The 25,061-nt window shown below is 68.4% G+C and carries 25 protein-coding genes and 1 tRNA gene; 5 read left to right on the forward strand and 21 right to left on the reverse strand.

Features of this window, described 5'->3' with window-relative positions; all coding sequences use genetic code 11:
* Positions 1-32: 32 nt before the first annotated feature.
* Positions 33-599: a peptide deformylase gene (gene def, locus ABTU82_RS00910; protein WP_407171076.1), complete on the forward strand. Its 567-nt coding sequence runs from the start codon at positions 33-35 to the stop codon at positions 597-599.
* A 63-nt stretch (positions 600-662) separates the two neighbouring features.
* A tRNA-Asn gene (locus tag ABTU82_RS00915) sits at positions 663-738 on the forward strand.
* Positions 739-819: 81 nt separating this feature from the next.
* Here the strand turns inward: ABTU82_RS00915 and ABTU82_RS00920 are convergent.
* Genes ABTU82_RS00920 through dusB form a run of 6 tightly spaced genes read right to left on the reverse strand, consistent with a single transcriptional unit; the run spans position 820 to position 7,283 of the window.
* Positions 820-1,707: an LLM class flavin-dependent oxidoreductase gene (locus ABTU82_RS00920; protein WP_407171078.1), complete on the reverse strand. Its 888-nt coding sequence runs from the start codon at positions 1,705-1,707 to the stop codon at positions 820-822.
* 51 nt (positions 1,708-1,758) lie between these two features.
* Positions 1,759-2,109: a DUF6804 family protein gene (locus tag ABTU82_RS00925; protein WP_407171080.1), complete on the reverse strand. Its 351-nt coding sequence runs from the start codon at positions 2,107-2,109 to the stop codon at positions 1,759-1,761.
* Positions 2,109-2,882: an ATP-binding cassette domain-containing protein gene (locus ABTU82_RS00930; protein ID WP_407171083.1), complete on the reverse strand. Its 774-nt coding sequence runs from the start codon at positions 2,880-2,882 to the stop codon at positions 2,109-2,111. The genes ABTU82_RS00925 and ABTU82_RS00930 overlap by 1 nt, the downstream gene beginning before the upstream one ends.
* A 33-nt stretch (positions 2,883-2,915) precedes the next feature.
* Entirely contained in the window at positions 2,916-4,787 is a 1,872-nt protein-coding gene (dnaG, locus tag ABTU82_RS00935; RefSeq protein WP_116646817.1) for a DNA primase, read from the reverse strand.
* Positions 4,787-6,127, reverse strand: coding sequence for a deoxyguanosinetriphosphate triphosphohydrolase (locus ABTU82_RS00940; RefSeq protein WP_116646489.1), 1,341 nt, complete (start codon positions 6,125-6,127; stop codon positions 4,787-4,789). The genes dnaG and ABTU82_RS00940 overlap by 1 nt, the downstream gene beginning before the upstream one ends.
* Positions 6,117-7,283: a tRNA dihydrouridine synthase DusB gene (dusB, locus tag ABTU82_RS00945; protein ID WP_407171084.1), complete on the reverse strand. Its 1,167-nt coding sequence runs from the start codon at positions 7,281-7,283 to the stop codon at positions 6,117-6,119. Before dusB ends, ABTU82_RS00940 begins: the two co-directional genes overlap by 11 nt.
* A gap of 59 nt (positions 7,284-7,342) precedes the next feature.
* Here dusB and ABTU82_RS00950 point away from each other — a divergent pair, with 59 nt between their 5' ends.
* Positions 7,343-7,843: a glutathione peroxidase gene (locus ABTU82_RS00950; protein WP_116646487.1), complete on the forward strand. Its 501-nt coding sequence runs from the start codon at positions 7,343-7,345 to the stop codon at positions 7,841-7,843.
* Here the strand turns inward: ABTU82_RS00950 and ABTU82_RS00955 are convergent.
* Positions 7,832-8,527 carry a DsbA family oxidoreductase gene (locus ABTU82_RS00955; RefSeq protein ID WP_407171085.1) on the reverse strand — a complete coding sequence of 232 codons (696 nt, stop codon included), beginning with the start codon at positions 8,525-8,527 and terminating at the stop codon, positions 7,832-7,834. The genes ABTU82_RS00950 and ABTU82_RS00955 overlap by 12 nt on opposite strands.
* Before the next feature lie 118 nt (positions 8,528-8,645).
* Between ABTU82_RS00955 and ABTU82_RS00960 the strand changes: the two genes are divergently transcribed.
* A complete protein-coding gene (locus ABTU82_RS00960) occupies positions 8,646-9,722 on the forward strand; it encodes a PIG-L family deacetylase (RefSeq protein WP_407171087.1) in 1,077 nt (358 codons plus the stop codon).
* Between the two features lie 13 nt (positions 9,723-9,735).
* Here the strand turns inward: ABTU82_RS00960 and ABTU82_RS00965 are convergent, their stop codons facing one another.
* Together ABTU82_RS00965 and recO are read right to left on the reverse strand one after the other, a co-directional pair.
* Entirely contained in the window at positions 9,736-10,542 is an 807-nt protein-coding gene (locus tag ABTU82_RS00965) for an isoprenyl transferase (RefSeq protein ID WP_116646484.1), read from the reverse strand.
* A complete protein-coding gene (recO, locus tag ABTU82_RS00970; protein WP_116646483.1) occupies positions 10,539-11,282 on the reverse strand; it encodes a DNA repair protein RecO in 744 nt (247 codons plus the stop codon). Before recO ends, ABTU82_RS00965 begins: the two co-directional genes overlap by 4 nt.
* Positions 11,283-11,349: 67 nt before the next feature.
* Between recO and ABTU82_RS00975 the strand changes: the two genes are divergently transcribed.
* Entirely contained in the window at positions 11,350-12,060 is a 711-nt protein-coding gene (locus tag ABTU82_RS00975; RefSeq protein WP_407171090.1) for a trimeric intracellular cation channel family protein, read from the forward strand.
* Positions 12,061-12,146: 86 nt separating this feature from the next.
* On the opposite strand, the gene leuA is transcribed toward ABTU82_RS00975, so the two are convergent.
* The 12 genes from leuA to lepA all read right to left on the reverse strand — a co-directional run bounded on the left by leuA (position 12,147) and on the right by lepA (position 24,999).
* Entirely contained in the window at positions 12,147-13,907 is a 1,761-nt protein-coding gene (gene leuA, locus ABTU82_RS00980) for a 2-isopropylmalate synthase (RefSeq protein ID WP_407171092.1), read from the reverse strand.
* A gap of 151 nt (positions 13,908-14,058) precedes the next feature.
* Positions 14,059-14,952, reverse strand: coding sequence for a GTPase Era (era, locus tag ABTU82_RS00985; RefSeq protein ID WP_116646481.1), 894 nt, complete (start codon positions 14,950-14,952; stop codon positions 14,059-14,061).
* Position 14,953: 1 nt separating this feature from the next.
* Positions 14,954-16,285 carry a hemolysin family protein gene (locus ABTU82_RS00990; protein ID WP_116646480.1) on the reverse strand — a complete coding sequence of 444 codons (1,332 nt, stop codon included), beginning with the start codon at positions 16,283-16,285 and terminating at the stop codon, positions 14,954-14,956.
* Positions 16,282-16,752, reverse strand: coding sequence for an rRNA maturation RNase YbeY (ybeY, locus tag ABTU82_RS00995; protein WP_116646479.1), 471 nt, complete (start codon positions 16,750-16,752; stop codon positions 16,282-16,284). The genes ABTU82_RS00990 and ybeY overlap by 4 nt, the downstream gene beginning before the upstream one ends.
* Positions 16,749-17,831 carry a PhoH family protein gene (locus tag ABTU82_RS01000; RefSeq protein WP_116646478.1) on the reverse strand — a complete coding sequence of 361 codons (1,083 nt, stop codon included), beginning with the start codon at positions 17,829-17,831 and terminating at the stop codon, positions 16,749-16,751. Before ABTU82_RS01000 ends, ybeY begins: the two co-directional genes overlap by 4 nt.
* Positions 17,824-18,171 (reverse strand): HIT domain-containing protein, encoded by a 348-nt coding sequence (locus ABTU82_RS01005; protein ID WP_407171096.1) that lies wholly within the window; start codon positions 18,169-18,171, stop codon positions 17,824-17,826. The genes ABTU82_RS01000 and ABTU82_RS01005 overlap by 8 nt, the downstream gene beginning before the upstream one ends.
* Positions 18,172-18,220: 49 nt before the next feature.
* Positions 18,221-18,952 (reverse strand): 16S rRNA (uracil(1498)-N(3))-methyltransferase, encoded by a 732-nt coding sequence (locus ABTU82_RS01010; protein WP_407171098.1) that lies wholly within the window; start codon positions 18,950-18,952, stop codon positions 18,221-18,223.
* A gap of 2 nt (positions 18,953-18,954) precedes the next feature.
* Positions 18,955-20,082, reverse strand: a complete 1,128-nt coding sequence (dnaJ, locus tag ABTU82_RS01015) for a molecular chaperone DnaJ (protein ID WP_116646475.1) — start codon at positions 20,080-20,082, stop codon at positions 18,955-18,957.
* Between the two features lie 53 nt (positions 20,083-20,135).
* Positions 20,136-21,176 (reverse strand): heat-inducible transcriptional repressor HrcA, encoded by a 1,041-nt coding sequence (gene hrcA / locus ABTU82_RS01020; RefSeq protein ID WP_407171101.1) that lies wholly within the window; start codon positions 21,174-21,176, stop codon positions 20,136-20,138.
* A gap of 94 nt (positions 21,177-21,270) precedes the next feature.
* Positions 21,271-22,488: a radical SAM family heme chaperone HemW gene (gene hemW / locus ABTU82_RS01025; RefSeq protein WP_407171103.1), complete on the reverse strand. Its 1,218-nt coding sequence runs from the start codon at positions 22,486-22,488 to the stop codon at positions 21,271-21,273.
* On the reverse strand, positions 22,488-23,138 hold the full coding sequence (locus ABTU82_RS01030; RefSeq protein ID WP_116646472.1) for a DUF1990 family protein: 651 nt from the start codon (positions 23,136-23,138) through the stop codon (positions 22,488-22,490). The genes hemW and ABTU82_RS01030 overlap by 1 nt, the downstream gene beginning before the upstream one ends.
* A gap of 10 nt (positions 23,139-23,148) precedes the next feature.
* Positions 23,149-24,999 carry a translation elongation factor 4 gene (gene lepA / locus ABTU82_RS01035; protein ID WP_116646471.1) on the reverse strand — a complete coding sequence of 617 codons (1,851 nt, stop codon included), beginning with the start codon at positions 24,997-24,999 and terminating at the stop codon, positions 23,149-23,151.
* Positions 25,000-25,061: the final 62 nt, after the last annotated feature.

Below are 25,061 nucleotides of genomic sequence, written 5' to 3' on the forward strand. Positions count from 1 at the left end.
TAACCGCCGGAATCGCTCGATAGGCTCAAGGCGTGGCCGTTCTTCCTATCCGCATCATGGGAGACCCCGTTCTCCACGCCCCCGCCAGCCGCGTCGCCGAGATCTCGGATGAGATCCGCACGCTCGTCGACGACATGTTCGAGACGATGGATGCTGCGCCCGGGGTCGGACTCGCCGCCCCCCAGGTGGGCGTCGGTCTGCGCATCTTCACGTACAGCTACACGGACGACGACGGCGCACCGTGGCGTGGCGTGATTCTCAACCCCGAGTTGTGGATGAGGCGGCTCGAGCCCGGCGCTCCCGACGATGAGGAGGAGTCGGAGGGGTGCCTGTCGTTCCCGGGTGAGCGCTTCCCGCTTCGCCGGTCGGACGAGGTGCTCATCACGGGCACCGACCTCGACGGCCAGTCGGTCAGCATCCAGGTCGACGGGTGGCGAGCCCGCATCCTTCAGCACGAGTTCGATCACCTCGACGGGATCCTCTACGTCGACCGGCTCGACGACTCCGATTGGAAGACCGCGCAGAAGATCGCGAAGAAGCGCGGATGGGGGCGTCCGGGCAAGTCATGGACACCCGGAATCGACGATCTGGACGCCTGAGTTTCCGACCACCCCTTTCGCTTTGCTAGTATCGAGGGGTTGCCCTGCGAACGGGCGATGTGATCCTCGGTAGCTCAATTGGCAGAGCAATCGGCTGTTAACCGATAGGTTCTTGGTTCGAGTCCAAGCCGGGGAGCCAACGCAGTGAAGGCCCGAAGCGCACGCTTCGGGCCTTCGTCGTGTGCGGGTGTCGGCGAACACGAGGTCGGCCCCGCTCGGGTCACGGCGCCGCGACGAGCCGTGAAGCGACCTCGTAAAGAACGTCTTCGTCTCCGGCGTAGATGCCGTCGGCGCGCGGCCAGTGCGAGATCACGTCGGTGAAGCCGAGCGCCTCGGCGCGCTCGACCATCTCGTCGAAGCGCGCGACGCTCTCGAACGAGAAGAAGCCGCCCGAGTCCAGGGAGAGATAACGGTCGATCGATCGAGAATCGCGTCCGACGTTCTCCAGCGCGTCATCGAGGCGACGCGAGAGCATCTCGACCGACTGCCACCACTCCTCGCCGGTGCGCCCTTCCCACCCCGTGGTGACCCATCCCTGAGCTCGTTCGGCGACGAGCGCGAGTCCTTTCGGGCCGTTGGCTGCGAGAACGAACGGCACCCGGGGTCGCTGCACAGGCTCCCCCACCATGCGGGCGCCGCGCGCCGTGAACCACCGACCGTCGACGTCGAAACCGCCGGAGCCCGCAGGCTCGTGGCGGAGGAGCTCGTCGAGGACGGCGACGAACTCGACATAGCGCTCGTGTCGCTCGCGGGGCGAGTAATCGGGCTGGCCGAGTACGAACGCGTCGAAGCCGGTGCCTCCCGAACCGACTCCCAGAACGAAGCGGCCGCCGGAGATGTCGTCGAGGGTCGCGACCTCTTTCGCGAACGGGACCGGGTGGCGGAAGTTCGGCGAGGCGACGAAGGTTCCCAGCCGGATCGTCTTCGTCACCACGGCTGCCGCGGTGAGCGTCGGCACGGTCGCATGCCAGACCTGGTCTGCCAGTGTGCGCCACGAGAGGTGGTCGTAGGTCCAGGCATGGTCGAAGCCCAGAGACTCCGCCGACTCCCATTTTGCCCGAGCTGTCGTCCAGGGTTCCTGCGGGAGGATCACGATGCCATGACGCATGGTTCCGAGTGTAGGTTCGGCGTCGCGCCCTGACGAGGGATCAGCCGGATGCTACGCAGCGGGCGTGCGGCGGAATTTGATCAGCGCACCGACCACGAGACAGACGGCGGCGCCGACGATGTGCGCACCGACGAGCCACTCACCGGTGATGTTTATCGGGTGTACCGGATTCCAGATGAGCGCGATGGCGAGCATGACGGGTGCCCACCACCACTGACCCGCCTGAATGGCGAACCAGCCGATGATGACCGCCAGGATCGCTACGACGAACCTGACGGCGAGGTAATACTCCTGTCCGACCAAGGCGATACCCGCGACGAGCACGATGGCGGCCAGGATTCCCGGCGCGAGAGCGTTCCGCTGATATTCCGCGGCGGCCTTCGGAGTCTGGGGCGCCCCCATCAGCGGACGACCGAACGGTGGTCGTTCGCCTCGTCTGGCGTCCAGACCATCGTGCCGGCGTCGGCCCCGTAGGCGACGGTGTGGCCGGCTCGCAGCACCAGCACGTCGGAATCGAGCTCGCGCGCAGCATCCGGGTCGTTCGTCACCACGAGGGCGGACAGGCCGTAAGACGCGCGCCGACGGCGTACCGCCTCGAGAACGGTCTCCCTCACTTCGATGTCGAGGTTCGCGTACAGGTCATCGGCGACGAGCAGACGCGGATCGAGAACGAGAGCCCTGGCCATCGCGACACGCTGACGCATACCCGCACTGAGCTCGTAGGGGTACTTCGGGGCGGCTCCGAGAGGCAGCTGCATCTCGTCGAGCAGCGTCGCGACACGCACCGCGAGAGCACGCGGATTGACGCGCCGATCGCGGCTGGTGATCGGCTCGGCGATCACCTCCGACACCGTCAGACGCGCGGGGAGGTCGGATCCGCCGCCTTGCGGAAGGTAGCCGGTCACATACGTCAGGGTGCGCAGCGCCCTCCCGGGCCGCTTCACGGATATGCCCTCCACGACAGCCTCACCCCCGGCGACCGAGATCGACGTGCCGGCGCGTCCTGCCAGGACCGCGGCGAGGGTAGATTTCCCGGCACCGGTCGGGCCCATGATCGTCAGCGTCTCACCGTGGGCGAGTGTGAACGACAGACCGTCGATCACGCGCGCGTCACCCCGGATGAGCGACAGATCGTCAACCCGAATCGAGACGTCGGGTGTTTTCGCGCGAGACATGGGTTTCATCCTGCCTGCCCGGGGGCGCGAACGCTACTGCGCACCGACCAGGCGCTGGCGCTCGATGTCTACTTCCCGCAGACGCAGGCGAAGCGTTCGTCCGTCGGCCGAGTCTGCGGGAACGCGCTGGATCGCCCCCAGCAGCTCGGTCTTCTCGCGGTCGAGAACCCGTCGCAGGAGGTTCACCGCCAGATCGTTCGCAGAGGCGATCGCGTGTGCCTCGTCGCGTGCGGGAAAGTCCGACGTCAGCAGCTCGGCGGCGAGCGTGCGATAGGGCTCACGCACTGCGCTCACCGCATCGGCGGCCCACCCCGGCTTCGACGCGTCGTTCGACGAAGCGAGCACCGACCGGACGGCCTCGAGCCCGGGATGCGTGAAGGGGGCCGCGAGAGCACGGGAGAGCAGGGATGCGTCGACGTGATGTCCATACTGCAGGAACGCCATGAGCGCGTCGCGCTCGATCGCCACGTCGCGCGATCGCGGCAGGGTGGCGACGGTGACGCGCAGCTCGGGAACCGGGGCTTCGGCGGGCGCGGACGGTGACGGCGTGCGGTCGTCACCGCGCGATGACGCCCCGTCGGCACGCGCACTCCGCGCGGCACGGTCGACGGCCGCCGACACCTCGGAGAGGTCGAGTCCGAGTCGTCGAGCCAGCACGCGGGTATAGCCGGGACGCAGCGACGGGTCTCGGATCTCGGCCACGATGGGGGCCGCGGTGCGCAGACCCGCGGCGCGTCCTTCGACAGTCGCGAGGTCGTAACCCGAGAGTCGCTGGTCGATCACGAACTCGAACATGGGCACCTTGTTGTCCATGAGGGCCCGCACGGCCCCGTCGCCGCGCTTGAGACGCAGATCGCAGGGGTCGAGCCCCTCCGGGGCGACGGCGACGTACGTCTGGGCCGAGAAGCGCTTCTCGTCGCCGAACGCGCGCAGAGCGGCCTTCTGACCCGCCGCATCGGGATCGAACGTGAACACGACCTCCCCCGACGCGGAATCGTCTCCCATGACGCGCCGCAGCACGGTGATGTGGTCGGCCGCGAACGCGGTTCCGCATGTCGCGATCGCCCCCGTCACACCCGCGAGGTGACAGGCCATGACGTCGGTGTAGCCCTCGACGACGACCACACGATGCCCGCGAGAGATGTCGCGCTTGGCGAGGTCGAGACCGTAGAGCACCTGCGACTTGCGGTAGATCGGCGTCTCGGGGGTGTTGAGGTATTTGGGGCCCTGGTCGTCGTCGTAGAGCTTGCGCGCTCCGAAACCGATGACCTGGCCCGTGACGTCGCGGATCGGCCACACCAGCCGGCCGCGGAATCGGTCGTAGACACCGCGCTGTCCTCGAGAGACGAGCCCGGCCTGCTCGAGTTCTTCTCTCGTGAACTTCTGCGCGACGAGATGGTCGAGCAGAGCAGACCAGCCCTTCGGCGCGTAACCCACCCCGAAATGCGCGGCGGCGCCGGCATCGAATCCACGCTCGCCGAGGAACCTTCTCGCGGTCTCGGCCTCGGGGTCGAGCAGGCGCGCGCGGAAGAACTCCGCCGCCGCCGCGTTCGCGGCGTACAGGCGTGAACGACCGCTGGTCTCCGGTGCCGCTCCCCCGTCTTCGTAGTGCAGCGTGTATCCGACGCGCCCGGCCAGCCGTTCGACGGCCTCGGTGAAAGACACGTGATCCATGGCGCGCAAGAACGAGTAGACGTCACCCGACTCGCCACAGCCGAAGCAGTGGTAGAAGCCGACCTGGGGCCGCACGTGGAAGCTCGGGCTGCGCTCGTCGTGGAACGGACAGAGCCCTTTCATCGAGCCGACGCCCGCCGACTTGAGCGCGACCCGCTCCCCCACGATGTCGGCGATGTTCGTTCTGGCTTTCACCTCATCGATGTCGGCCTGACGAATCCGCCCCGCCATCAGCGGTCCCCGGCGGTCGGTGCGGGCGCCCACGGCGCCCAGACGCCGAGAGACGCAGCATCCACCTCGCCCACGAGCCGCCCATGCCAGGCGATCGCCAGCTGGTCGGTGAGGCTCGCGACCTGATCGACCACGACGCGACGGCGCGCGGCGTCGTCGGCGGCCGACGCGAAATCGTCGGCGTGGATCGCGTCGAGCGAGTCGGGCTGTTCCCACAGCGCCGACGCCAGCCGCTTGAGCACGCCACGCTGCTCTTTGTAGAGCGCCTTGCGACCGTCGATCGAGACGACCGTCGCCCCGATGATGCCCTTGAGCACCGCCATCTCGGCCTCGACGACCCGAGGTACGACGACGTGAGCCCGGTAACGGGTGAGGGCTTCGAGCGGGAACGCCTCACGGGTGGCGGCCGTCGCAGCCCGCGCGAACCGGCCGATGAGGTCTGACGTGAGGTTCTTGAGCCGGGCGAGGTCGGGGCGGCTGCCGTCGAACGACGGCAACCACTCGGGCAGGCGCATGAGCCGGTACAGAGCGTCTTCGAGCTCCTCCCGGGGGAAGTCGAAACCGACCCACGTCTGGATCGCAGACAGGAGCCCGGAGTGCTCACCGGTGTCGGCGAGCAGTCGCGGATCGAGGTAGCGGTTGGTGATCGCGTCTTCGAAATCGTGCACCGAATAGGCGATGTCGTCGGAGAGGTCCATGACCTCGGCCTCGATGCACCGGACGCGCCCCGGCGCACCGTCGCGCATCCACCGGAAGACGGGCTCATCGTCGGGATACACGCCGTACTTCAACCGCCCGCCGGGATCGGGCAAAGGGTGCTCGGAGGTCCAGGGGTACTTGCACGTCGCGTCGAGGCTGGCTCGCGTGAGGTTCAGCCCGAAGCTGCGTCCGTCGTCGTCGATGACCTTCGGCTCGAGACGGGTGAGGATGCGAAGGGTCTGAGCGTTGCCCTCGAATCCTCCGATGTCTTCGGCCCAGTCATTGAGCGCTCGCTCACCGTTGTGCCCGAACGGTGGGTGACCGAGATCGTGGCTGAGGCAGGCGGTGTCGACCACGTCGGGCGAGAGCTGCAACGCGGTGGCGAGCTCGCGACCGACCTGGGCGACCTCGAGCGAGTGGGTCAGGCGGTTGCGCGCGAAGTCGGCGGGACTCGCGGGGCTGAGCACCTGGGTCTTGGCGGCGAGGCGGCGAAGCGCAGCCGAGTGCAGCACACGGGCGCGGTCACGCGCGAAATCGTCACGACGCGAACGGTGCTCTTCGACGTGGAAACGCGCGGCGTCGGGATCGTCGTAACCGGCGGGGCGGGCGGCGGCGACCACCGCGCCGCTCTCAGCCGCCACTGTTGTCGATCTCCGCGGCGGCGAGGGCGGTGGACGCCTCGAGGCCGATCTCACGAGAGGCGAGCCAGCCGTCGGGCAGAGCCGTGCGCTTGGGCGTGCCGGCGCGCCCGCGCTGGCCCTCCGCTCCGGCGCCGGGGTACGGCGCCGAGCGGTCCATCGTTTCGAGGAGGTCGTCGATCTCGGCAAGGCTCGACACCATGGCCAGCTGCGCGCGCAGGTCGCCGCCGACGGGATAGCCCTTGAAGTACCACGACGCGTGCTTGCGGATGTCCCGGCACCCGCGCAGCTCGTCCTCGTAGAAGTCGACCAGCAGCTCGGCGTGACGGCGGAAGGCGTCGGCGACGAAGCCGAGCGTCGCGTCGACGGGGGCGCCCATCGCCGCATCCGGACCGCCCAGCTCGCGAGCGAGATCTCCGAACAACCACGGTCGTCCCAAGCATCCGCGGCCCACGACGACCCCGTCGCACCCGGTCTGCTCCATCATGCGCCGCGCGTCGGCGGCAGACCAGATGTCGCCGTTGCCGAGGACCGGGATGCTGGTGACGGCTTCTTTGAGCGCGGTGATCGCCGACCAGTCGGCGTGACCCGAGTAGAACTCCGACGCCGTGCGGGCATGGAGCGCCACGGCCGCCACACCTGCGTCTTCGGCGATGCGTCCGGCATCGAGGAATGTCAGGTGGTCTTTGTCGATGCCCTTGCGCATCTTGACGGTGAGAGGGATGTCACCCGCGGCCTTGACCGCGCGCGAGACGATGTCGTGGAAGAGCCCGAGTTTCCACGGCAGGGCCGCTCCGCCGCCCTTGCGCGTGACCTTGGGCACCGGGCAGCCGAAGTTCAGATCGATGTGGTCTGCGCGGTCTTCTTCCACCAGCAGACGAACGGCGCTCTCGGTCGTGGCCGGGTCAACGCCGAACAGCTGGATGGAACGCAGAGTCTCGGACTCATGGTGCTGGATCAGGCGCATCGTCACGGCGTTGCGTTCGACGAGCGCACGGGTCGTGATCATCTCGCTGACATACAGCCCGGCGCCGTATTCACGGCAGAGGCGACGGAAAGCGGTGTTCGTGATCCCGGCCATCGGAGCCAGCACGACGGGGGCGTCGAGCTCGATGGGACCGATGCGCAGCGAGCGCGTCGGAGCGAGGGTCGAAGTCATTGTTCCATTCTCCCAGACGTTGACCCACGAGAGCCGCTCACGGTTCTAGCCTGGGGACCATGACCGCTGATTCCACAGATCTCCGCGACATCCCGTTCCAGACGGCGGATGGTGAGCCGACGAGCCTTGCAGCGTACGGACAAGACGTGCTCCTCATCGTGAACGTGGCATCGAAGTGCGGCCTGGCCCCGCAGTACGAGCAGCTCGAGGAGCTGCAGCGCACGTACGGCGACCGCGGCTTCACCGTGCTGGGCTTTCCCTGCAACCAGTTCATGGGGCAGGAGCCGGGGTCGATGGACGAGATCCTCGACTACTGCGCGACCACTTGGGGAGTCAGCTTCCCCGTGCTCGACAAGGTGAAGGTGAACGGGCCGGGAGCGGCTCCCCTCTACAAGGCGCTGAAGAAGGCCGAAGACCTCGAGGGCAAGCGCGGACCCATCCTGTGGAACTTCGAGAAGTTCGTGCTCACCCCGACCGGTGACGTGCACCGCTTCCGACCGACCACCAAACCCGACGACCCGGCGATCGTGGCCGTCATCGAGCGCGCTCTAGGCGACTGACTCCTCGGCTTCGGCGGTGCTGGCCTGTCGGCGCTCGTCCCACACCTGGCGCGCGATCTGGGCGAAGGCTTCTGCGGGTTGAGCGCCGCTGACCCCGTACTTGCCGTCGATCACGAAGAACGGCACGCCGGTGATGCCGTAGGCCTGCGCCTGCGCCTGGTCGGCGCGCACGTCGTCGAGATAGCGCTCTGAGACCAGCGCGTCGCGCGCGGCGTCGGGATCGAGCCCGGCGTCGGCGGCCAGCGCGACCAACACGTCGTCCCGCCCGAGGTGGCGACCCTCGGTGAAGTAGGCCGACATCAGACGCTCGGTGAGCTCGGGCTGCCTGCCCTCCGCCTTGGCGAAGTGCAGCAGCTGGTGAGCCTTGACCGTGTTCGTGTGCTTCAGCGTGTCGAACCGGTACTCCAGGCCCGCGGCGGCGGCGACACCGGTGACGCGGTCGAGCATCTCGCGCGCCTGCTCGGCGGGGATGCCCTTGTGATGCGCGAGGTAGTCGGTCTCGCCGCCGTCGAAGTCGACCGGTGTGTCGGGGGCGAGCTCGTAGGAGTGGAAGACCACCTCCACGACGGGAGCGTCGTCGTCGGTGGATGCTGCGGCAAGGCCGGATTCCAGGTTGCGCTTACCGATGTAGCACCACGGGCAGGCGATGTCGCTCCACACGTCGATTCTGATGGCGTCTGTCATGTCATGCGCAACACGTCGGCCACGGTGCGCATTCCATGACACGGGGGTATTACCGCGACGTGCAATGATGGGTCCGATAATTCGCAAGGGGGTTGCGGATCTCGGGGAAATGAGAATCATGCGTCATCGGGGTAAGAGCGGGCTGTCCGCACTCGGATTCATCGTCGTCGCCTCTGCGATCGCATTCGGACTGGCCGGCTGCGTCGCCGTATCCGCGACCGAGGTCGCGCCGACCACGGAGCCCACGGTCTCGTCGGTGGCGAACGCGACTCCGACTCCCACACCGACGACGACCCCGACCGTCGTGCCGTCACCCACGGCCACCGCAGAGCCCGAGCCGCCCGCGCCGCCGCCGGTCGATCCGCTGCGCCCCGCGTGCGCGGGTGCCCGAGCGATGTCGGTCTGGGCTCATGAAGACGACGATCTGCTGTTCGCCGGCGCGCAGCTCCCGCAGGTGCTCGCGTCTGGCGGCTGCATCCGCACCGTCTTCCTCACGGACGGCGACGCCGGCCGCGGCGCAGAATACGCGAACGGTCGCGTGCAGGGCATCCACCGCGCCTACGACGTTCTCCGTGGAGCCTCGTCATCCTGGACGCAGACAGCGGTGACGCTGCCCTCCGGCGCCACGGTCTCGGTGCATCAGCCCGTCGATGACACCCGGGTGTCGCTCGTCTTCCTTCATCTGCCCGACGGCAACCTCAACGGTCAGGGGTACCCCGCGACGGGCGAGGTCAGCCTGGCCAAGCTGGCCGCTGACAAGATCGCCGCTCTCGCCCCCTCCACGGGCGGGGCGCCCCTGTCGTGGAACGCGATCGTCGCGGGCCTCGGCGACCTGATCAGCGCTTATCAGCCGGCCTCCTTCTTCACGCACGTGCCCGGCAGCGCCAACGCGTTGGCCAAGGGCGACCATGCCGACCACGCCATCACGGGCATTCTCGCGCGCAAGGCGTGGTTCAGCGGCGACCGCGGCGGCGCGACGATCATGTACGCGATGGGGTACCAGTCGGCCCAACGACCGGCCAACCTGTCGGGCGAGGTGCTCCGGCACAAGATCGCCGTGTTCCGCACCTACGCCGCCGACGACCCCGTGATCCGCGGCTGCACCGATGACGCGTCGTGCCTGGCGGTGCCACGCTTCGGCAGCTGGCTCGGGCGCGAATACCTCTTCACCGAAGCGGAACTCGGGATCGGGTGAGCCCGAGCACCCGCTACTCCTCGTCGGGTGTGTCGACGGCGCCGCCGAACCGGCGGTCCCGTCCGAGGTAGTGCCCGATGGCATCCCAGAGGTGCGTACGACGGAAGTCGGGCCAGAGGGTGTCAAGGAATACGAATTCGGCATAGGCCGACTCCCACAGCAGGAAGTTCGACGTCCGCTGCTCGCCGCTGGAGCGGACGAAGAGATCGACGTCGGGCATGTCAGGCTGGTAGAGGTGACGGCGGATCAGTTTCTCCGTGACGGCCGAGGGTTTCAGCCGTCCCGCCGAGATCTCCTCACCGATCCGTCTCATGGCGTCGACGAGTTCGACCCGGCCGCCGTAGTTCACGCACATCGTCAGGGTGAGCACGTCGTTGCCCGCGGTCAGCTGTTCGGCGTACTGCAACTCCTTGATGACCGAGCCCCAGAGGCGCGGTTTGCGCCCGGCCCACCGCACTCGCACGCCCCACTCGTTGAGCTGGTCGCGACGCCGGTGCAGCACGTCGCGGTTGAACCCCATGAGGAAGCGCACCTCGTCGGGCGAGCGCGACCAGTTCTCCGTCGAGAACGCATAGACAGAAAGGTGCTTCACACCGGCCTGCACGGCGCCGGCGACCACATCGAGAAGCGCCGCTTCACCTGCGCGGTGACCCTCGACGCGGGTCAGGCCCTGACGGTTCGCCCAGCGGCCGTTGCCGTCCATGACGATGGCCACATGCTCCGGCACCGATCCGCGCGGAAAGGCGGGCGGGTACTCACCGGTCCAATCCAGAGGGCGGAAGGGCACAGCATCTTTGTGGGTGAAGGGCTTCGGGCTCATCGGGTGATCTGCGCTCTTCCCGTTTCGACGTGGGCGAGCGAGCGGATGCCGCGCTCGAGGTGCCACTGCGCATAGGCGGCGACGAGGCCGGATGCTGCGGCAGAGGCATGCTGCGGTGCGCCGTCGACGGCGTCCCACTCCCCCGCCATCAACGAGCGGAGAAGGGATGTCGTCTCGGGCGCGACCTTCGGCGAACCGACGGGTGCGCAGTTCGCGCACACCATGCCGCCGAGCTGCGCGACGAACGACCGGTGGTCGCCGGCGGTTCCGCAGCGCGCGCATTCGCCGAGCCCGGGCGCCCAGCCCGACAGCGCCATGACACGCAGGAGGTAGGAGTCGAGCACGCTGCGAGGGGTATGGTCGCCCTTGGCGAGGGCGCGGAGACCCCCCACGAGCAGAAGATACTGCTGCGGGGTCGCTTCGGACTCGTTGAGCCGGTCGGCGGTCTCGACCATGGCGTTGGCGGAGGTGTAGCGCTCGTACTCCACGACGATGTCGGCGCCGTACGATCCGAGCGACTCCGCCTGCTGCACCACGTCGAGGGTGCGCCCGCGGTAGAGCTGCACATCGGCGACCATGAACGGTTCGAGGCGCGCGCCGAACTTCGACGAGGTACGCCGCACGCCCTTCGCGACCGCACGGATCTTGCCGTTGCGGCGGCTCAGCAGGGTGAGGATGCGATCCGCCTCCCCCAGCTTGTGGGTACGCAGGATCACGACTTCGTCGCGATAAGTGGGCACGATCCATTATCGGTCGCCCCGACGACGTCAGGCCGGCAGCGCCCCGCCGACGCGGGACAATGGTGGGGTGGATCAGCCCGAGTTCGTCATCCCCCTGTGGGCCGACCTCACCGCGGTCGGGCTCGGAGGCGTGCAGGGGGCGCTGTTCGCCTCGGGTTTCCGAGGCCAACGGCGGCTCGATCTCCTCGGCGTCGCCATCATCGGCATCCTGATCGGCATGGGCGGCGGACTCATCCGCGACCTGCTCCTCGGTGTGCCTCCCGCCACCCTTCAGAGCAACTGGTATCTGCTCGTCGCGACCGGCGCCGCGCTCGTGGGGATGCTGCTGGCCGGGGTCTTCCAGCGGGTCAACCGGGTCATCGTCGTGCTCGACGCCTTCGTGATCGGCATGTTCGGCGCGTTCGGCACCAGCAAGGCGCTGGCGCTCGGCCTCCCGATGGTGCCCGCCGTCTTCGTGGGCGTTTGCGCCGCTGTCGGCGGAGGCGTGCTCCGCGACGCCCTCATGGGGCTCCCCATCGCGATCATGCACGTCGGCTCGCTCTACGCGGTGGCGGCGGCGGCGGGATGCTTCGTGCTCGCCACGGCCGCCGCATTCGGGCTGCCGCTGGTGGGCGCGGCGATCACGGGCATCGCCGTCACCGCCGTCATCCGCATCCTCGCCGTGGTGTTCGACCTCTCGCTCCCCGAACAGCGCATGCTCTACCGCCGCAAGGTCGCCGCGGAGACCCGGGCTATCCCGGTCATCCGCCCCGACGCGCAGCATCCGCCCCTCCCGTAAAGACCGCGAGCCCCCTTCCGACGCACGAGACCCCGGTCGAATGTCGGGGTCTCGCGCGCAGAACGAGGTCTCGCGGTCAAGAGGGGTCAGACGGCGGCGAGCTCGCCCGCGTTCTCGCGGGTGCGGATCGCGCGGTTGACGCCCGAGATGATGGCCTTGAGGCTGGCGGTCGAGATGTCACCGTCGATGCCGACACCCCAGAGGCGCTCGCCCTCCACCCGCAGCTCGACGTACGAAGCCGCCTGCGCGTCGCCGCCGGCACTGAGCGTGTGCTCGACGTAGTCGTAGAGCGAGATATCGATGCCGCGCGAGCGCACGATCTCGAGGAACGCCGCGATCGGGCCGTTGCCGTTCGCGGTGGTGTCTTCGATCGAGTCGCCGTCGCGCAGTCGCACGTGCAGCTCGACGTCGCCGCTCATATCGCTCGACGAGCGCGTGCCGAGCACTTCGAAACGCCCCCAGCGATCGGCGGCGTCGGGCGCCGGCAGATACTCGTCGGTGAAGACGGCCCAGATCTGGTCGCTCGTGACCTCGCCGCCCTCGGCGTCGGTCTTGGCCTGCACGACACCCGAGAACTCGATCTGCAGCTTGCGAGGCAGGTCGAGGGCGTGGTCGCTCTTCAGCAGGTAGGCGACGCCGCCCTTGCCCGACTGCGAATTGACGCGGATGACGGCTTCGTACGAGCGGCCCAGGTCTTTCGGGTCGATGGGCAGGTACGGCACGGCCCACTCGATCTCGTCGACCGTGACGCCCTGGGCATCCGCCCGCGCGGCCATCGCCTCGAAGCCCTTCTTGATGGCGTCCTGGTGCGAGCCGCTGAAGGCCGTGAACACGAGGTCGCCGGCCCAGGGGCTGCGCTCGGGCACGGGCAGCTGGTTGCAGTACTCGACCGTGCGCTTGACGTGGTCGATGTCGCTGAAGTCGATCTGGGGGTCGATGCCCTGCGACAGCAGGTTGATGCCCAGTGCGACGAGGTCGACGTTGCCGGTGCGCTCCCCGTTGCCGAAGAGGCACCCTTCGATGCGGTCGGCACCGGCCATGTAGCCGAGTTCCGCCGCCGCGACGGCGGTTCCGCGGTCGTTGTGCGGGTGCAGCGAGAGCAGCACGTTCTCGCGGTGGCTGAGGTGACGCGACATCCACTCGATCGAGTCGGCGTAGACGTTCGGGGTCGCCATCTCGACGGTGGCGGGCAGGTTGATGACGACCTTGCGCTCGGGCGTCGGCTCGAGGATCTCGAGCACCTGGTTGCAGATGTCGACGGCGAACTCGAGCTCGGTGCCGGTGTAGCTCTCGGGCGAGTACTCGTAGAACACCTCGGTCTCGGGCACGGTCTTCTCGTACTGGCGGCACAGGCGCGCACCGGCCAGGGCGATGTCGACGATGCCCTGCTGGTCGGTGCGGAAGACGACCTCGCGCTGCAGCACGCTCGTCGAGTTGTAGAAGTGCACGATCGCGCGCTTGGCCCCCGCGATCGACTCGTAGGTGCGAGCGATCAGGTGTTCGCGCGCCTGCGTCAGCACCTGGATCGACACGTCGTCGGGGATGCGGTTCTCTTCGATCAGCTTGCGCACGAAATCGAAGTCGGTCTGGCTCGCGCTGGGGAACCCGACCTCGATCTCCTTGTAGCCCATCTGCACGAGCAGCTCGAACATGACGAGTTTGCGCTCGGGGCTCATCGGGTCGATCAGGGCCTGGTTGCCGTCACGGAGATCAACGGCGCACCACCGGGGAGCCTCGGTGATGCGGGCGTCAGGCCAGGTACGGTCGGGCAGATCGACGCGGATCTGCTCGTGGTACGGCCGGTACTTGTGGATGGGCGCGGCCGTGGGCTGCTGGGTGTTCTTCATGATGCTGTCGCTTCCGTTGAATGAGAGACGGGCCGACGACAAGCTCCGCGACGAGGTGGGCCCTAGAACGAGGCCTCGTCGCGGCGACTAAGAAGAAGCAGACCGTGAAGCATGCACAGATCGTACCAGGATGCTGCGCCCCGGCGTTCGCTCAGAACCCGAGGCGTCCGAGCTGCTTCGGGTCGCGCTGCCATTCCTTCGCCACGCGCACGCGCAGAGACAGGAAGACCCGCGTGCCGACGAGCGGCTCGATGCCGGCGCGGGCGCGGGCGCCGACGTCGGCGAGACGCGAACCCTTCGGCCCGATGATGATGCCCTTCTGACTGTCGCGTTCCACGACGATGTTGGCGTAGATGTCGGTCAGGTCGGTGCCCTCACGGGCCGCGATGTCTTCGACGGTCACAGCGATCGAGTGCGGCAGTTCGTCCCTGACGCCCTCGAGTGCGGCCTCGCGGATGATCTCGGCGATCCGGTCGTCGAGGCTTTCATCGGTTACGACGCCTTCGCCGTACAGCGGCGGGCCGTCGGGCATCATGCCGATCAGCTCGGCGACGAGCACGTCGAGCTGCTCCCCCGCCGTCGCCGAGAGGGGGATGACACTCGCCCAGTCCTCGCGGAGAGCGTCGACCTCGAGCAGACGCTCGGCGATCTGGTCGCGACTCGCCGCGTCGGTCTTGGTGACGATCGCGACCTTCTTCGCGCGCGGGTAGCCGCTGAGCGACTCCGCGATCCGCCGGTCGCCGGGGCCCACCTTCTCGGTCGCCGGCACGCAGAAACCGATCACGTCGACGTCGCCGAGTACCTGCTCGACGAGGTTGTTCAGCCGCTCCCCGAGAAGGGTGCGCGGGCGGTGGATACCCGGGGTGTCGACGATGACGAGTTGCCCGTCGGCGCGATTGACGATCCCGCGGATCGCTCGCCGGGTCGTCTGCGGCTTCTCGCTGGTGATGGCGACCTTCTCACCGACGAGGGCATTCGTGAGCGTGGACTTTCCTACGTTGGGTCGGCCGACGAAGGTGGCGAACCCCGAGCGGAAGTCGGTCATCTCATTCCCCTTTTCGAGGGAGACGGATCTCCCCGGTCTGCGGTGCGCGACCATCGGTGGTCGTCGTCGCCGCGTCAAGATTCTCGGCCCGCTCGACGAAGACCGTCGCAAGCCCGCGGCCGCGGCCGCGGGAGGCGCCGCCGGTCATCGTGAGGCCGGCGTACTGCGCTGTGGCGCCCGGCTGCGGCACGCGACCCAGCGCCTTGCCGAGAAGACCGCCGATCGAGTCGACGTCGTCGTCCTCGAGCTCGATCCCGAACAGGTCGCCGACCTCGTCGAGCGCAACGCGCGCACTGAGACGGTATCGGCCGGGCTCGAGCTCGACGATCTCGGTCGAACGCGCGTCGTACTCGTCGGAGATGTCGCCGACGAGCTCTTCGATGAGGTCCTCGAGGGTCACGAGGCCGGCCACGCCGCCGTACTCGTCGACCGCGAGGCACACGTGAACGGCGTCGCGCCGCATCTTCTGCAGAAGCGTCTCGGCCTTCATCGACTCGGGCACGAACATCGCCGGACGCGCTATGCGGCGGATCGGGGCGTCGCGCCACGAACCCTGGTCTTCGAAGCCGAACTGCACAAGGTCTTTGAGGTACAGCATTCCGACGACGTCGTCCCGCTCATCGTCGACCAGCGGGAGCCGGGAATGACCCGTGTCGAGGAAGAGGGTCATCGCCGAACGGGTCGAGGCCGCAGCATCCACCGTCGTCATGTCGGTGCGCGGGATCATCACCTCGCGCACATACCGATCGGTGAAGTCGAACACCGAATGGATGAGCTCGCGGTCGTCCTCTTCGATGAGTTCGTTCTCGGCGGCCTCGTCGATGATGCTGAGCAATTGCTCCTCCGACGCGAACGACGATCCCTGCGACAGACCGGGCGTGACGCGGTTGCCGATCGCGACGAGGCCGTAGGCGAGGGGGCCGAGCAGGATCCGCAGACCCCGCACGAGCGGAGCCGCTCCCAGCAGGAGGCCGCGAGCATGCTGACGCCCCACCGAGCGGGGGCTTGCGCCGACCGCGACGAACGAGATGCCCGTCATTAGCAACGCCGCCGCGAGCATCGCCCACCAGATGTTATCGAAGAGGAGGGTGAAGGCGACGGTCACGAGCACGGCCGCCGCGGTCTCTGCGAGCACGCGGATGAACGCGACCGCGTTGGCATGGGCGTCGGGGTCGTCGGCGATCTTCTGCAGGGCGCTGACGCTGCGACCCTCCGAGGTGAGGTCGACGAGATCGGCGCGCGAAGTGACGCTGAGCGCGGCCTCGATGGCGGCCATGAGACCGCCGAAGGCGACGAGGAGGAGGGCTGCGACGAGCAGGAGGGTTTCGGTCATGTGCGGCGACGTCGCCGCTCGGAAGCCTGGAAGCCCGAGATGAGCTCCTTCTGCAGACCGAACATCTCGCGCTCGTCTTCGGGCTCGGCGTGGTCGTAACCGAGCAGGTGCAGCAGCCCGTGGGTGGTGAGCATGACGAGTTCGTCCTGCGTAGAGTGCTTCGCCGCCACGGCCTGTGTCTCAGCCACCTGCGGGCAGAGCACGATGTCGCCGAGGAGACCGGCCGGAGTGGGCGCGTCGTCGGTGCCGGGGCGAAGTTCGTCCATCGGGAAGCTGAGCACGTCGGTGGGGCCGGGTTCGTCCATCCACTGCACGTGCAGCGCCTCCATCGCGCCCTCGTCGACGAGCACGATGGCGAGGTCGGCGTCGGGACTGACGTGCAGCTCGGCGAGGTCGAACTCGACGAGGCGGAGGAGAACCTGCTCGTCGACCGCCACGCCCGACTCGTTGTTGATCTCGATCGTCACGGGCGTCCTCGTCTCGGCTGGTGATCGCGGGGGCCGGCCGCGCGACCGCCGCGGCGCTCGGCACGGTTGGCGAACTCGGCGGCTTCGTCGCGCTCGCGGCGAGACGCCAGGCGTTCTTCGTCGTACTCGGTGTAGGCGTCGACGATGCGCCCGACGAGCGTGTGACGCACCACGTCGGCGCTGGTCAGGTACGCGAAGTGGATGTCGTCGATGTCGCGCAGCACGCGGGTCACGAGACGCAGGCCCGACGCACCCATCGGCAGGTCGACCTGGGTGATGTCGCCCGTCACGACCATCCGCGTGCCGAATCCGAGGCGGGTGAGGAACATCTTCATCTGCTCGGGCGTGGTGTTCTGGGCCTCGTCGAGCACGACGAACGAGTCGTTGAGCGTGCGCCCCCGCATGTACGCCAGCGGGGCGACCTCGATGGTGCCCGAAGCGATGAGCTTCGGCACGATCTCGGGGTCCATCATCTCGTTCAGCGCGTCGTAGAGCGGGCGCAGGTAGGGGTCGATCTTGTCTGTCAGCGAGCCCGGGAGGAATCCGAGACGCTCGCCGGCCTCGACGGCGGGGCGGGTCAGGATGATGCGGCTGACCTCTTTGCGCTGAAGCGCCTGCACGGCCTTCGCCATCGCGAGGTAGGTCTTTCCGGTACCGGCGGGGCCGATGCCGAAGACGATCGTGCTCTCCTCGATCGCGTCGACGTAGGCCTTCTGCCCGAGCGTCTTCGGGCGGATGACCTTTCCGCGTGACGACAGGATCGCCTCGCCGAGCACCTCGGAGGGGCGGGGTCCGCCTTCGGAGCGCAGGATGCGGCTGGAGCTGCTCACATCCGACGGCTCGAGCCCGTGCCCGGCTTTCGTCATGGCGATGAGCTCTTCGACGAGAGCGAGCGCCCCGGCCACGACACGAGCCTCGCCGCTCAGTGTGATCTCGTTGCCGCGCACGAGCACGTCGACTCCCGGGTGCTCCTTCTCGACCACGCGCAGCAACCGGTCCTGCGGACCGAGCAGCTGAACCATGGCGACACCGTCGACGTAGACGTGCTCGACGACGGTCTCGTCGAAGGATTCAGGCATTCAGGCTCTTCTCGTCGAGGTCGCCCGCGAGCACGTGGGCGTGAACGTGGAAGACGGTCTGTCCGGCAGCTGCGCCGGTGTTGAAGATCAACCGGAACTCGCCGTCGGCGTGTTCGGCGGCGACGGTGCGCGCGAGCCCGACGACCTCGGCTAGGAGTGCCGGGTCACCGGCTGCGAGCTCCACGACATCGCGGTACGCGGCCGTCTTCGGAATCACGAGGATGTGGACGGGTGCCTTCGGGGCGATGTCGCGGATGGCGAAGACGTTCTCCGTCTCGGCGATGATCTCCGACGGGATCTCACCCTCGAGAATGCGCGTGAAGATCGAGGTCTCGGTCATGCAACCAGTCTACCGGCGCGGGGTCGAGCGGATCCGGCCGCGGTCGAGGTCACCAGCGGCCGAGCGCGACACTCACGACGGCGAGGGCGGCGGCGCCCGCGGTCGAGGTGCGCAGAACGGTCGTCCCCAGCCGCACCCGAACCGCACCGGCGTCTTCGAGAGCGGCGAATTCGGCCGCGGCGATTCCGCCCTCGGGACCGACGACGAACACAACGTCGCGCGTGTCGTCGGCGAGGTCGACCGCGCTCAGGGGAGCCTCGGCCGACGGCTCGAGCAGCAGCATCCGCGTCTGTCCGGCCAGGGCGACGAGGTCAGCCGTGCGAGCGAGCGAGCGCACCTCGGGAACCCACGCGCGATGGGCCTGCTTCGCCGCCTCGCGCACGATGGTCGTCCAGCGCGCGATTCCCTTGTCGGCCTTGCCGTCCCACCGCGAGACGCTGCGCTCGGCCTGCCAGGGCACGATCGCGTCGACACCGAGCTCGGTGGCGGCCTGCACCGCGAGCTCGTCTCGGTCGCCCTTCGCGAGCGCCTGCACGAGGATCACCCGCGGGCTCGGTGCCGGTTCCTCCCGACGCGCGTCGACTCGCACCGTCACCTCACGAGGAGAGACGGCAGCACTGCGGCCGGTGAGCCACACGCCCCGGCCATCCCCGACCGTGACCGCCTCGTCGACCCGAAGCCGACGAACGGATGCTGCGTGGTGGGCCTCGGCACCCTCGAGGACGACGTCATCGCCGGGCCGAGCCGAGGTCGCGGCGTCGGAGAGGAAGTGCAGCGCCACGATCAGACGTTGCGGAAGCGGTCGCGCAGCTTCGCGAACAGGCCCTGGTGGAACTCGGCCAGATGAGGGGCGGGGGCCTTCGTGCGCTTGGCGAAGTCTTCGATGAGCGCGCGCTCCTTGGCATCGAGCCTGGTCGGGGTGACCACGTGCACTCCGATGCGCAGGTCGCCGCGCTGGGTTCCCCGCAACGGCGTGATGCCACGTCCCTTGATCGTCAGCACGTCACCGCCCTGGACCCCCGCGCGCACCTCGAGGTCGACCGAGCCGTCGAGGGCGTCGATGGTGGTGTTCGTGCCGAGGATGGCATCCGACATCGACACCTCGAGCGTCGCGAGCAGGTCGTCGCCGTCGCGGCTGAAGGTCTCGTGGGGTGCGACCGTGACCTCGAGGTAGAGGTCGCCGTTCGGTCCGCCGGCCGGTCCGACCTCGCCGGAACCGGGCAGCTGCAGTCGCAGTCCGGTCTCGACACCGGCCGGGATGTCGACCGACACGGTGCGGCGAGCCCGCACACGACCCTGGCCCTGGCAGGTCGCACAGGGATACGGGATGGTCGTGCCGTGGCCCTGGCACGTTCCGCACGGCTGGTTCGTGACGACGTTGCCGAGGAGGCTGCGCACGGTTCGCTGGATGTGCCCGCTGCCGTGGCAGATGTCGCAGGTGACCTCCGACGTACCCGGCTGGGTGCACGCCCCCTGGCAGGTCTCGCAGAGCACGGCGGTGTCGACCTCGAGGTCGCGGTGCACGCCGAAGACGACGTCATCGAGCTCGAGGGTGACTCGCACGAGGGCGTCCTGTCCGCGTTCGCGGCGCGACCGCGGACGCGGACCACGGCTGCCGCCTCCGCCTCCACCCCCGAAGAACGTCTCGAAGATGTCGCTGAAGCCGCCGAACCCGGCTGCTCCCCCGGCCCCGCCGAACGCTCCGCCATCGCCGCCCATGTCGTAGCGGCGACGCTGTTCGGCGTCGCTCAGCACGTCGTAGGCGTGGGTGACGAGCTTGAACCGCTCCGACGCGTCGGCGCCGGGGTTCACGTCGGGGTGAAGCTCGCGCGCGAGACGGCGGTATGCCTTCTTGATCTCGTCTGAGCTCGCGTCGCGCGCGACACCGAGAACCTCGTAGTGGTCAGCCACATTCGCCTTCCTGCCCGCACGCGGCGGGGATCGTCATTAAAACGGATGCCGCGTCAGCGGGCGTTCTCGTCGTCTTCGAGCATCCGGGTCAGATGGTGGGCGACGGCGCGGACCGCCGCCAGATGTGAGGGATAGTCCATGCGCGTCGGGCCCAGGAGCCCGACCCGCGCGCCCGTCCCCGAGGCGTCGTAGTCGCTGGCGAGGACGGATGCCTCGATGAGGCCGAACGGTTCGTTCTCCCGCCCGATGCTCGCGGCGAGTCCCTTGGCGTCGACGACCATCTCGGTCATGAGCTTCAACAGCGTGACCTGCTCCTCGATCGCCTCCAGGAGCGGGTAGATGCTGCCGCGGAAGTCGGACTCTCGACGAGCGAGGGTCGCCGCCCCGGCCATCACGAGGCGATCTTGACGGAACTCCTCGAGCTCTTCGGCAAGCACTCGCAAGATGGCGTGGGCCGCCGCATCCGTTCCGGTCGCCGGCACGATCGAGGCCGCCAGCAGGTCGGCGATTCGCTGCGTGGCGTCCCCGACGAGGTGCCCCACCACGACCGAGGAGACACGGGCGCGCAGCTGGGCGAGGTCGGCCTCGGTCGGCTCTTCGCGGACGAGGGCGATGCGCTGCGAGACGCGTCCGGTGTCGGTCACGACGATCACGAGCAGCCGCCCGCCACCGAGGTCGACGAGTTCGACGTGGGTGACGTTCGCGCGCGCGAACGACGGGTACTGCACGATCGCGACCTGCCCGGTGAGCTGGGTGAGAGCGCGCACCGTGCGCGAGAGCAGATCGTCGAGGTCTCCCGAGCCGTCGAGGAACGACGCGATCGCGCTGCGCTGCGCGGGGCTCAACGGACGGAGGTCGGCCAGGTGATCGACGAAGACGCGATAGCCCTTGTCTGTGGGAATGCGACCCGACGAGGTGTGGGGAGCGGCGATCAGCTCTTCGTCTTCGAGCAGCGCCATGTCGTTGCGGATGGTGGCCGCCGAGACCCCGAACGCGTGACGCTCGACGATGGCCTTGCTCCCGACGGGCTCGCGCGTGTCGACGTAGTCCTGCACGATCGCTCGGAGCACCTGGAGTCCGCGTTCGCTGACCATGGTCCCCTCCGCTCTGCCGTTCTCGTGGGTCGGACTGGCACTCGCGCGCCGTGAGTGCCAATTCTAGCTGATCGGGCCGCGCGAGGCCCTGACGTCACGCTGTGAGCGTGCGCACCACCGTATCGGCCAGCAACCGCCCGCGGCGAGTCAGCACGACGCGTTCGGCGTCGGCCGGTTCCGCCGCGACGAGTCCCTCGTCGACCAGCGACGCGACGGCGCGCACGCCCTCGTCTGTCAGTTCGGTGAAGGGCAGCCCCTCGCGGATGCGCGAGCGCAGCAGCACGGACTCCAGTCGCCGAGCCGTCGCATCGGGACGCTCGCGCGCGGCCGCCGGTGATTCTCCCCGCGCGAGCCGCTGGGCGTACGCCGCCGGATGCTTCACGTTCCACCACCGCAGACCGGCCACGTGGCTGTGGGCGCCGGGCCCGAACCCCCACCAGTCGGTCCCCCGCCAGTAGGCGAGGTTGTGGCGCGACCGCCGGCTGTCGTCGCGCGCCCAGTTCGACACCTCGTACCAGTCGAACCCCGCGGCGGCGAGCATCTCGTCGGCCAGTTCGTACATGTCGGCCTGCAGGTCGTCGTCGGGGGCGACGACCTCTCCTCGACGGATTTGACGGGCAAGCTTCGTGCCGTCCTCGACGATCAGGGCGTAGGCCGATAGATGATCGGGCTCGAGCGCCACAGCGGTCTCGAGCGATGCGCGCCAGTCGTCGAGCGACTCACCCGGAGCGCCGTAGATGAGGTCGACACTCACCGCGAGGCCCGCATCGCGGGCCGCCGCCACCGCCGTCGCCACATTCGCCGGATCGTGCGTCCGGTCGAGCGCCGCGAGCACGTGGGGTCTCGCCGACTGCATGCCGATCGACACACGCGTCACCCCGGAGGCCGCAAGCTCCCGCATGACCGCGGGAGTCACCGTGTCGGGGTTCGCCTCCACGGTGATCTCTGCCCCGTCAGCGAGGCCGAAAGCATCCGTCACCCCGGCCAGCATTCGTCCGAGGTCGCCGGCCGGAAGGAGCGTCGGGGTTCCCCCGCCGAAGAACACCGTCTGCGCGGGGCGGAGCGCACCGGCATCGCCCAGGATGCGGCGCGCGAGGCTGACCTCCTGACCGACCGTGTCGGCGTACTGATCCTGTCGGGCACCCTGCAGCTCGGTGGCCGTATACGTGTTGAAGTCGCAGTATCCGCACCGCACTCGACAGAACGGCACGTGGAGATAGACACCGAACGGTGTCGACGGATCGTGGCCGAGGTCTTCGGGAAGAGCGCCGTCGGGAGGTGCAGGGTCGCCGAGAGGGAGGGCGGAGCCCATCAGGCGGGCGTCGTGTACATCGGAGAGATCGCGCGCAGGTATCGCGAGAAGAGCTCGCGCCGACGCTGACGCACCATGGCGGGGAACAGCCGGTAGAGGAACGCCACCGGGCGATCGAAGGCGCGCACCGTGAACCAGACCTCGTCGTTGTCGCGCCACTCGAGCAGGAAGAGCTCCTCGCCGCTCACGACTGACCCGCCGACCGTGCCGAGCGCGAAACCGACGCGACGGGGGTCTTCGATGACCGAGATCACGCGGGCCTCGGCGTCGGCGCGATAGCGGCCGGCGTGACCGTGCAGATGCACCGTGGTGCCCGGGCCGACGAACGGCGTGCCGTCGGCGGCGAAACGCTGATCGGACTCGAGCCGGCTGGGGGCGATGGGCCTGCCTTCACCGTCATACCCGACCCCGGTGTACGACGGACCCGCCGCCGGGCGCACGTCGGCGAGGGTGAGGCCGCCCTCGCGCTGGGCCGACCAGCTGAGCAGAGCCTCTCCGGCGATGGTGAAGCGCTCTTCACCGCTGCCGATCCGCCAGGCCTCCTCGGCAGGCACCGACCGCTCGGGCGGGTACTGCATCAGGTCGGGGGCCTGGGTGGCTCCGACGGCGGCGTAGTCCACCGTCTCGTCCTTGAAGGTTCCGCGACGCATGACCTCAGCCTTACTTCTTTTCCTCGACGTCGCCCGAGAGAGCCGCGATGAACGCGCCCTGGGGGACCTCGACGCGACCGATGGTCTTCATTCGCTTCTTGCCCTCCTTCTGCTTCTCGAGGAGCTTGCGCTTGCGGCTGATGTCGCCGCCGTAGCACTTGGCGAGGACGTCCTTGCGCATGGCTCGGATGCTCTCGCGAGCGATGATGCGCGCACCGATCGCCGCCTGGATCGGGATCTCGAACTGCTGGCGAGGGATGAGCTTGCGCAAGCGCTCGGTCATCAGGGTGCCGTAGGCATACGCCTTCTCGCGATGCACGATCGCCGAGAACGCGTCGACCTTCTCACCCTGCAACAGGATGTCGACCTTGACGAGATCGGCGCTCTGCTGACCCGAGGGCTCGTAGTCGAGACTCGCGTACCCCTGGGTCTTGCTCTTGAGCTGATCGAAGAAGTCGAACACGATCTCGCCGAGCGGCATGTTGTACCGGATCTCGACGCGATCCTCGCTGAGGTAGTCCATGCCGAGGAGCGACCCGCGTCGCTGCTGGCACAGTTCCATCACCGTGCCGACATAGTCCTTCGGCAGCAGGATCGCGGCCTTGACCATCGGCTCCTGAACGGAGGAGACGCGGCCGTCGGGGTACTCGCTCGGATTGGTCACGGTGACGGTCTCACCGTTGTCGGTCGTGACCTCGTAGACCACGCTCGGAGCGGTGGCGATGAGCTCGAGACCGAACTCGCGCTCGAGTCGCTCGGTGATGATCTCGAGATGGAGGAGCCCCAGGAACCCGCACCGGAAGCCGAAGCCGAGGGCGACCGAGGTCTCGGGCTCGTACGCGAGCGACGCGTCGGAGAGCTTCAGCTTGTCGAGCGCCTCACGCAGGTCGGCGTAGTCGCTCTGCTCGATCGGATAGAGGCCCGAGTAGACCATCGGCTTCGGGTCGGTGTAGCCCGCCAGCGCCTCGGTCGCAGGAGACCGGTGCGTGGTGATGGTGTCGCCGACCTTCGACTGGCGCACGTCCTTCACGCCGGTGATCAGGTAGCCGACCTCACCCACGCTCAACCCTCGGGAGGGCGTGGGCTCCGGACTCGACACGCCGATCTCGAGAGTCTCGTGGGTGGCGCGCGTCGACATCATCTGGATCTTCTCGCGCGGCTCGAGCTTGCCGTCGATCATTCGTACGTACGTGATCACACCGCGGTAGGCGTCGTAGACCGAATCGAAGATCATCGCCCGCGCGGGAGCATCGGGGTCGCCCTTCGGCGCGGGGATGTCGCGGACGATGCGGTCGAGCAGCTCCTCGACGCCCTGGCCTGTCTTGCCGCTCACGCGCAGCACGTCGTCGGGTGAACCTCCGATGAGCCCCGCCAGCTCGGCGGCGAACTTGTCGGGGTCGGCGGCGGGGAGGTCGATCTTGTTCAGCACCGGGATGATCGTGAGGTCGTTCTCGAGCGCGAGGTAGAGGTTCGCGAGCGTCTGCGCCTCGATCCCCTGCGCCGCGTCGACGAGCAGGACGGCTCCCTCGCACGCGGCGAGCGAGCGGCTGACCTCGTAGGTGAAGTCGACGTGACCGGGGGTGTCGATCATGTTGAGCGCGAAAGAGTTCGACGGCGTCTCGAACGCCCACGGCATGCGCACCGCCTGGCTCTTGATCGTGATGCCGCGCTCGCGCTCGATGTCCATGCGGTCGAGGTACTGAGCGCGCATATCGCGGTCGGCGACCACGCCGGTGATCTGCAGCATCCGATCGGCCAGCGTCGACTTGCCATGGTCGATGTGGGCGATGATGCAGAAGTTGCGGATCAGTTCCGGCGGGGTCGCGGAGGGCTCGAGAGACTGGAGTGCGCGCGGTGACATGTTCCGTCGATTCTACGGGCGACGGAGCGCGTCCGCGGGCGCAGGTGCGGGCGGGCGGCTTC

Source organism: Microbacterium deferens, from assembly GCF_045517775.1.
Lineage (GTDB): Bacteria > Actinomycetota > Actinomycetes > Actinomycetales > Microbacteriaceae > Microbacterium.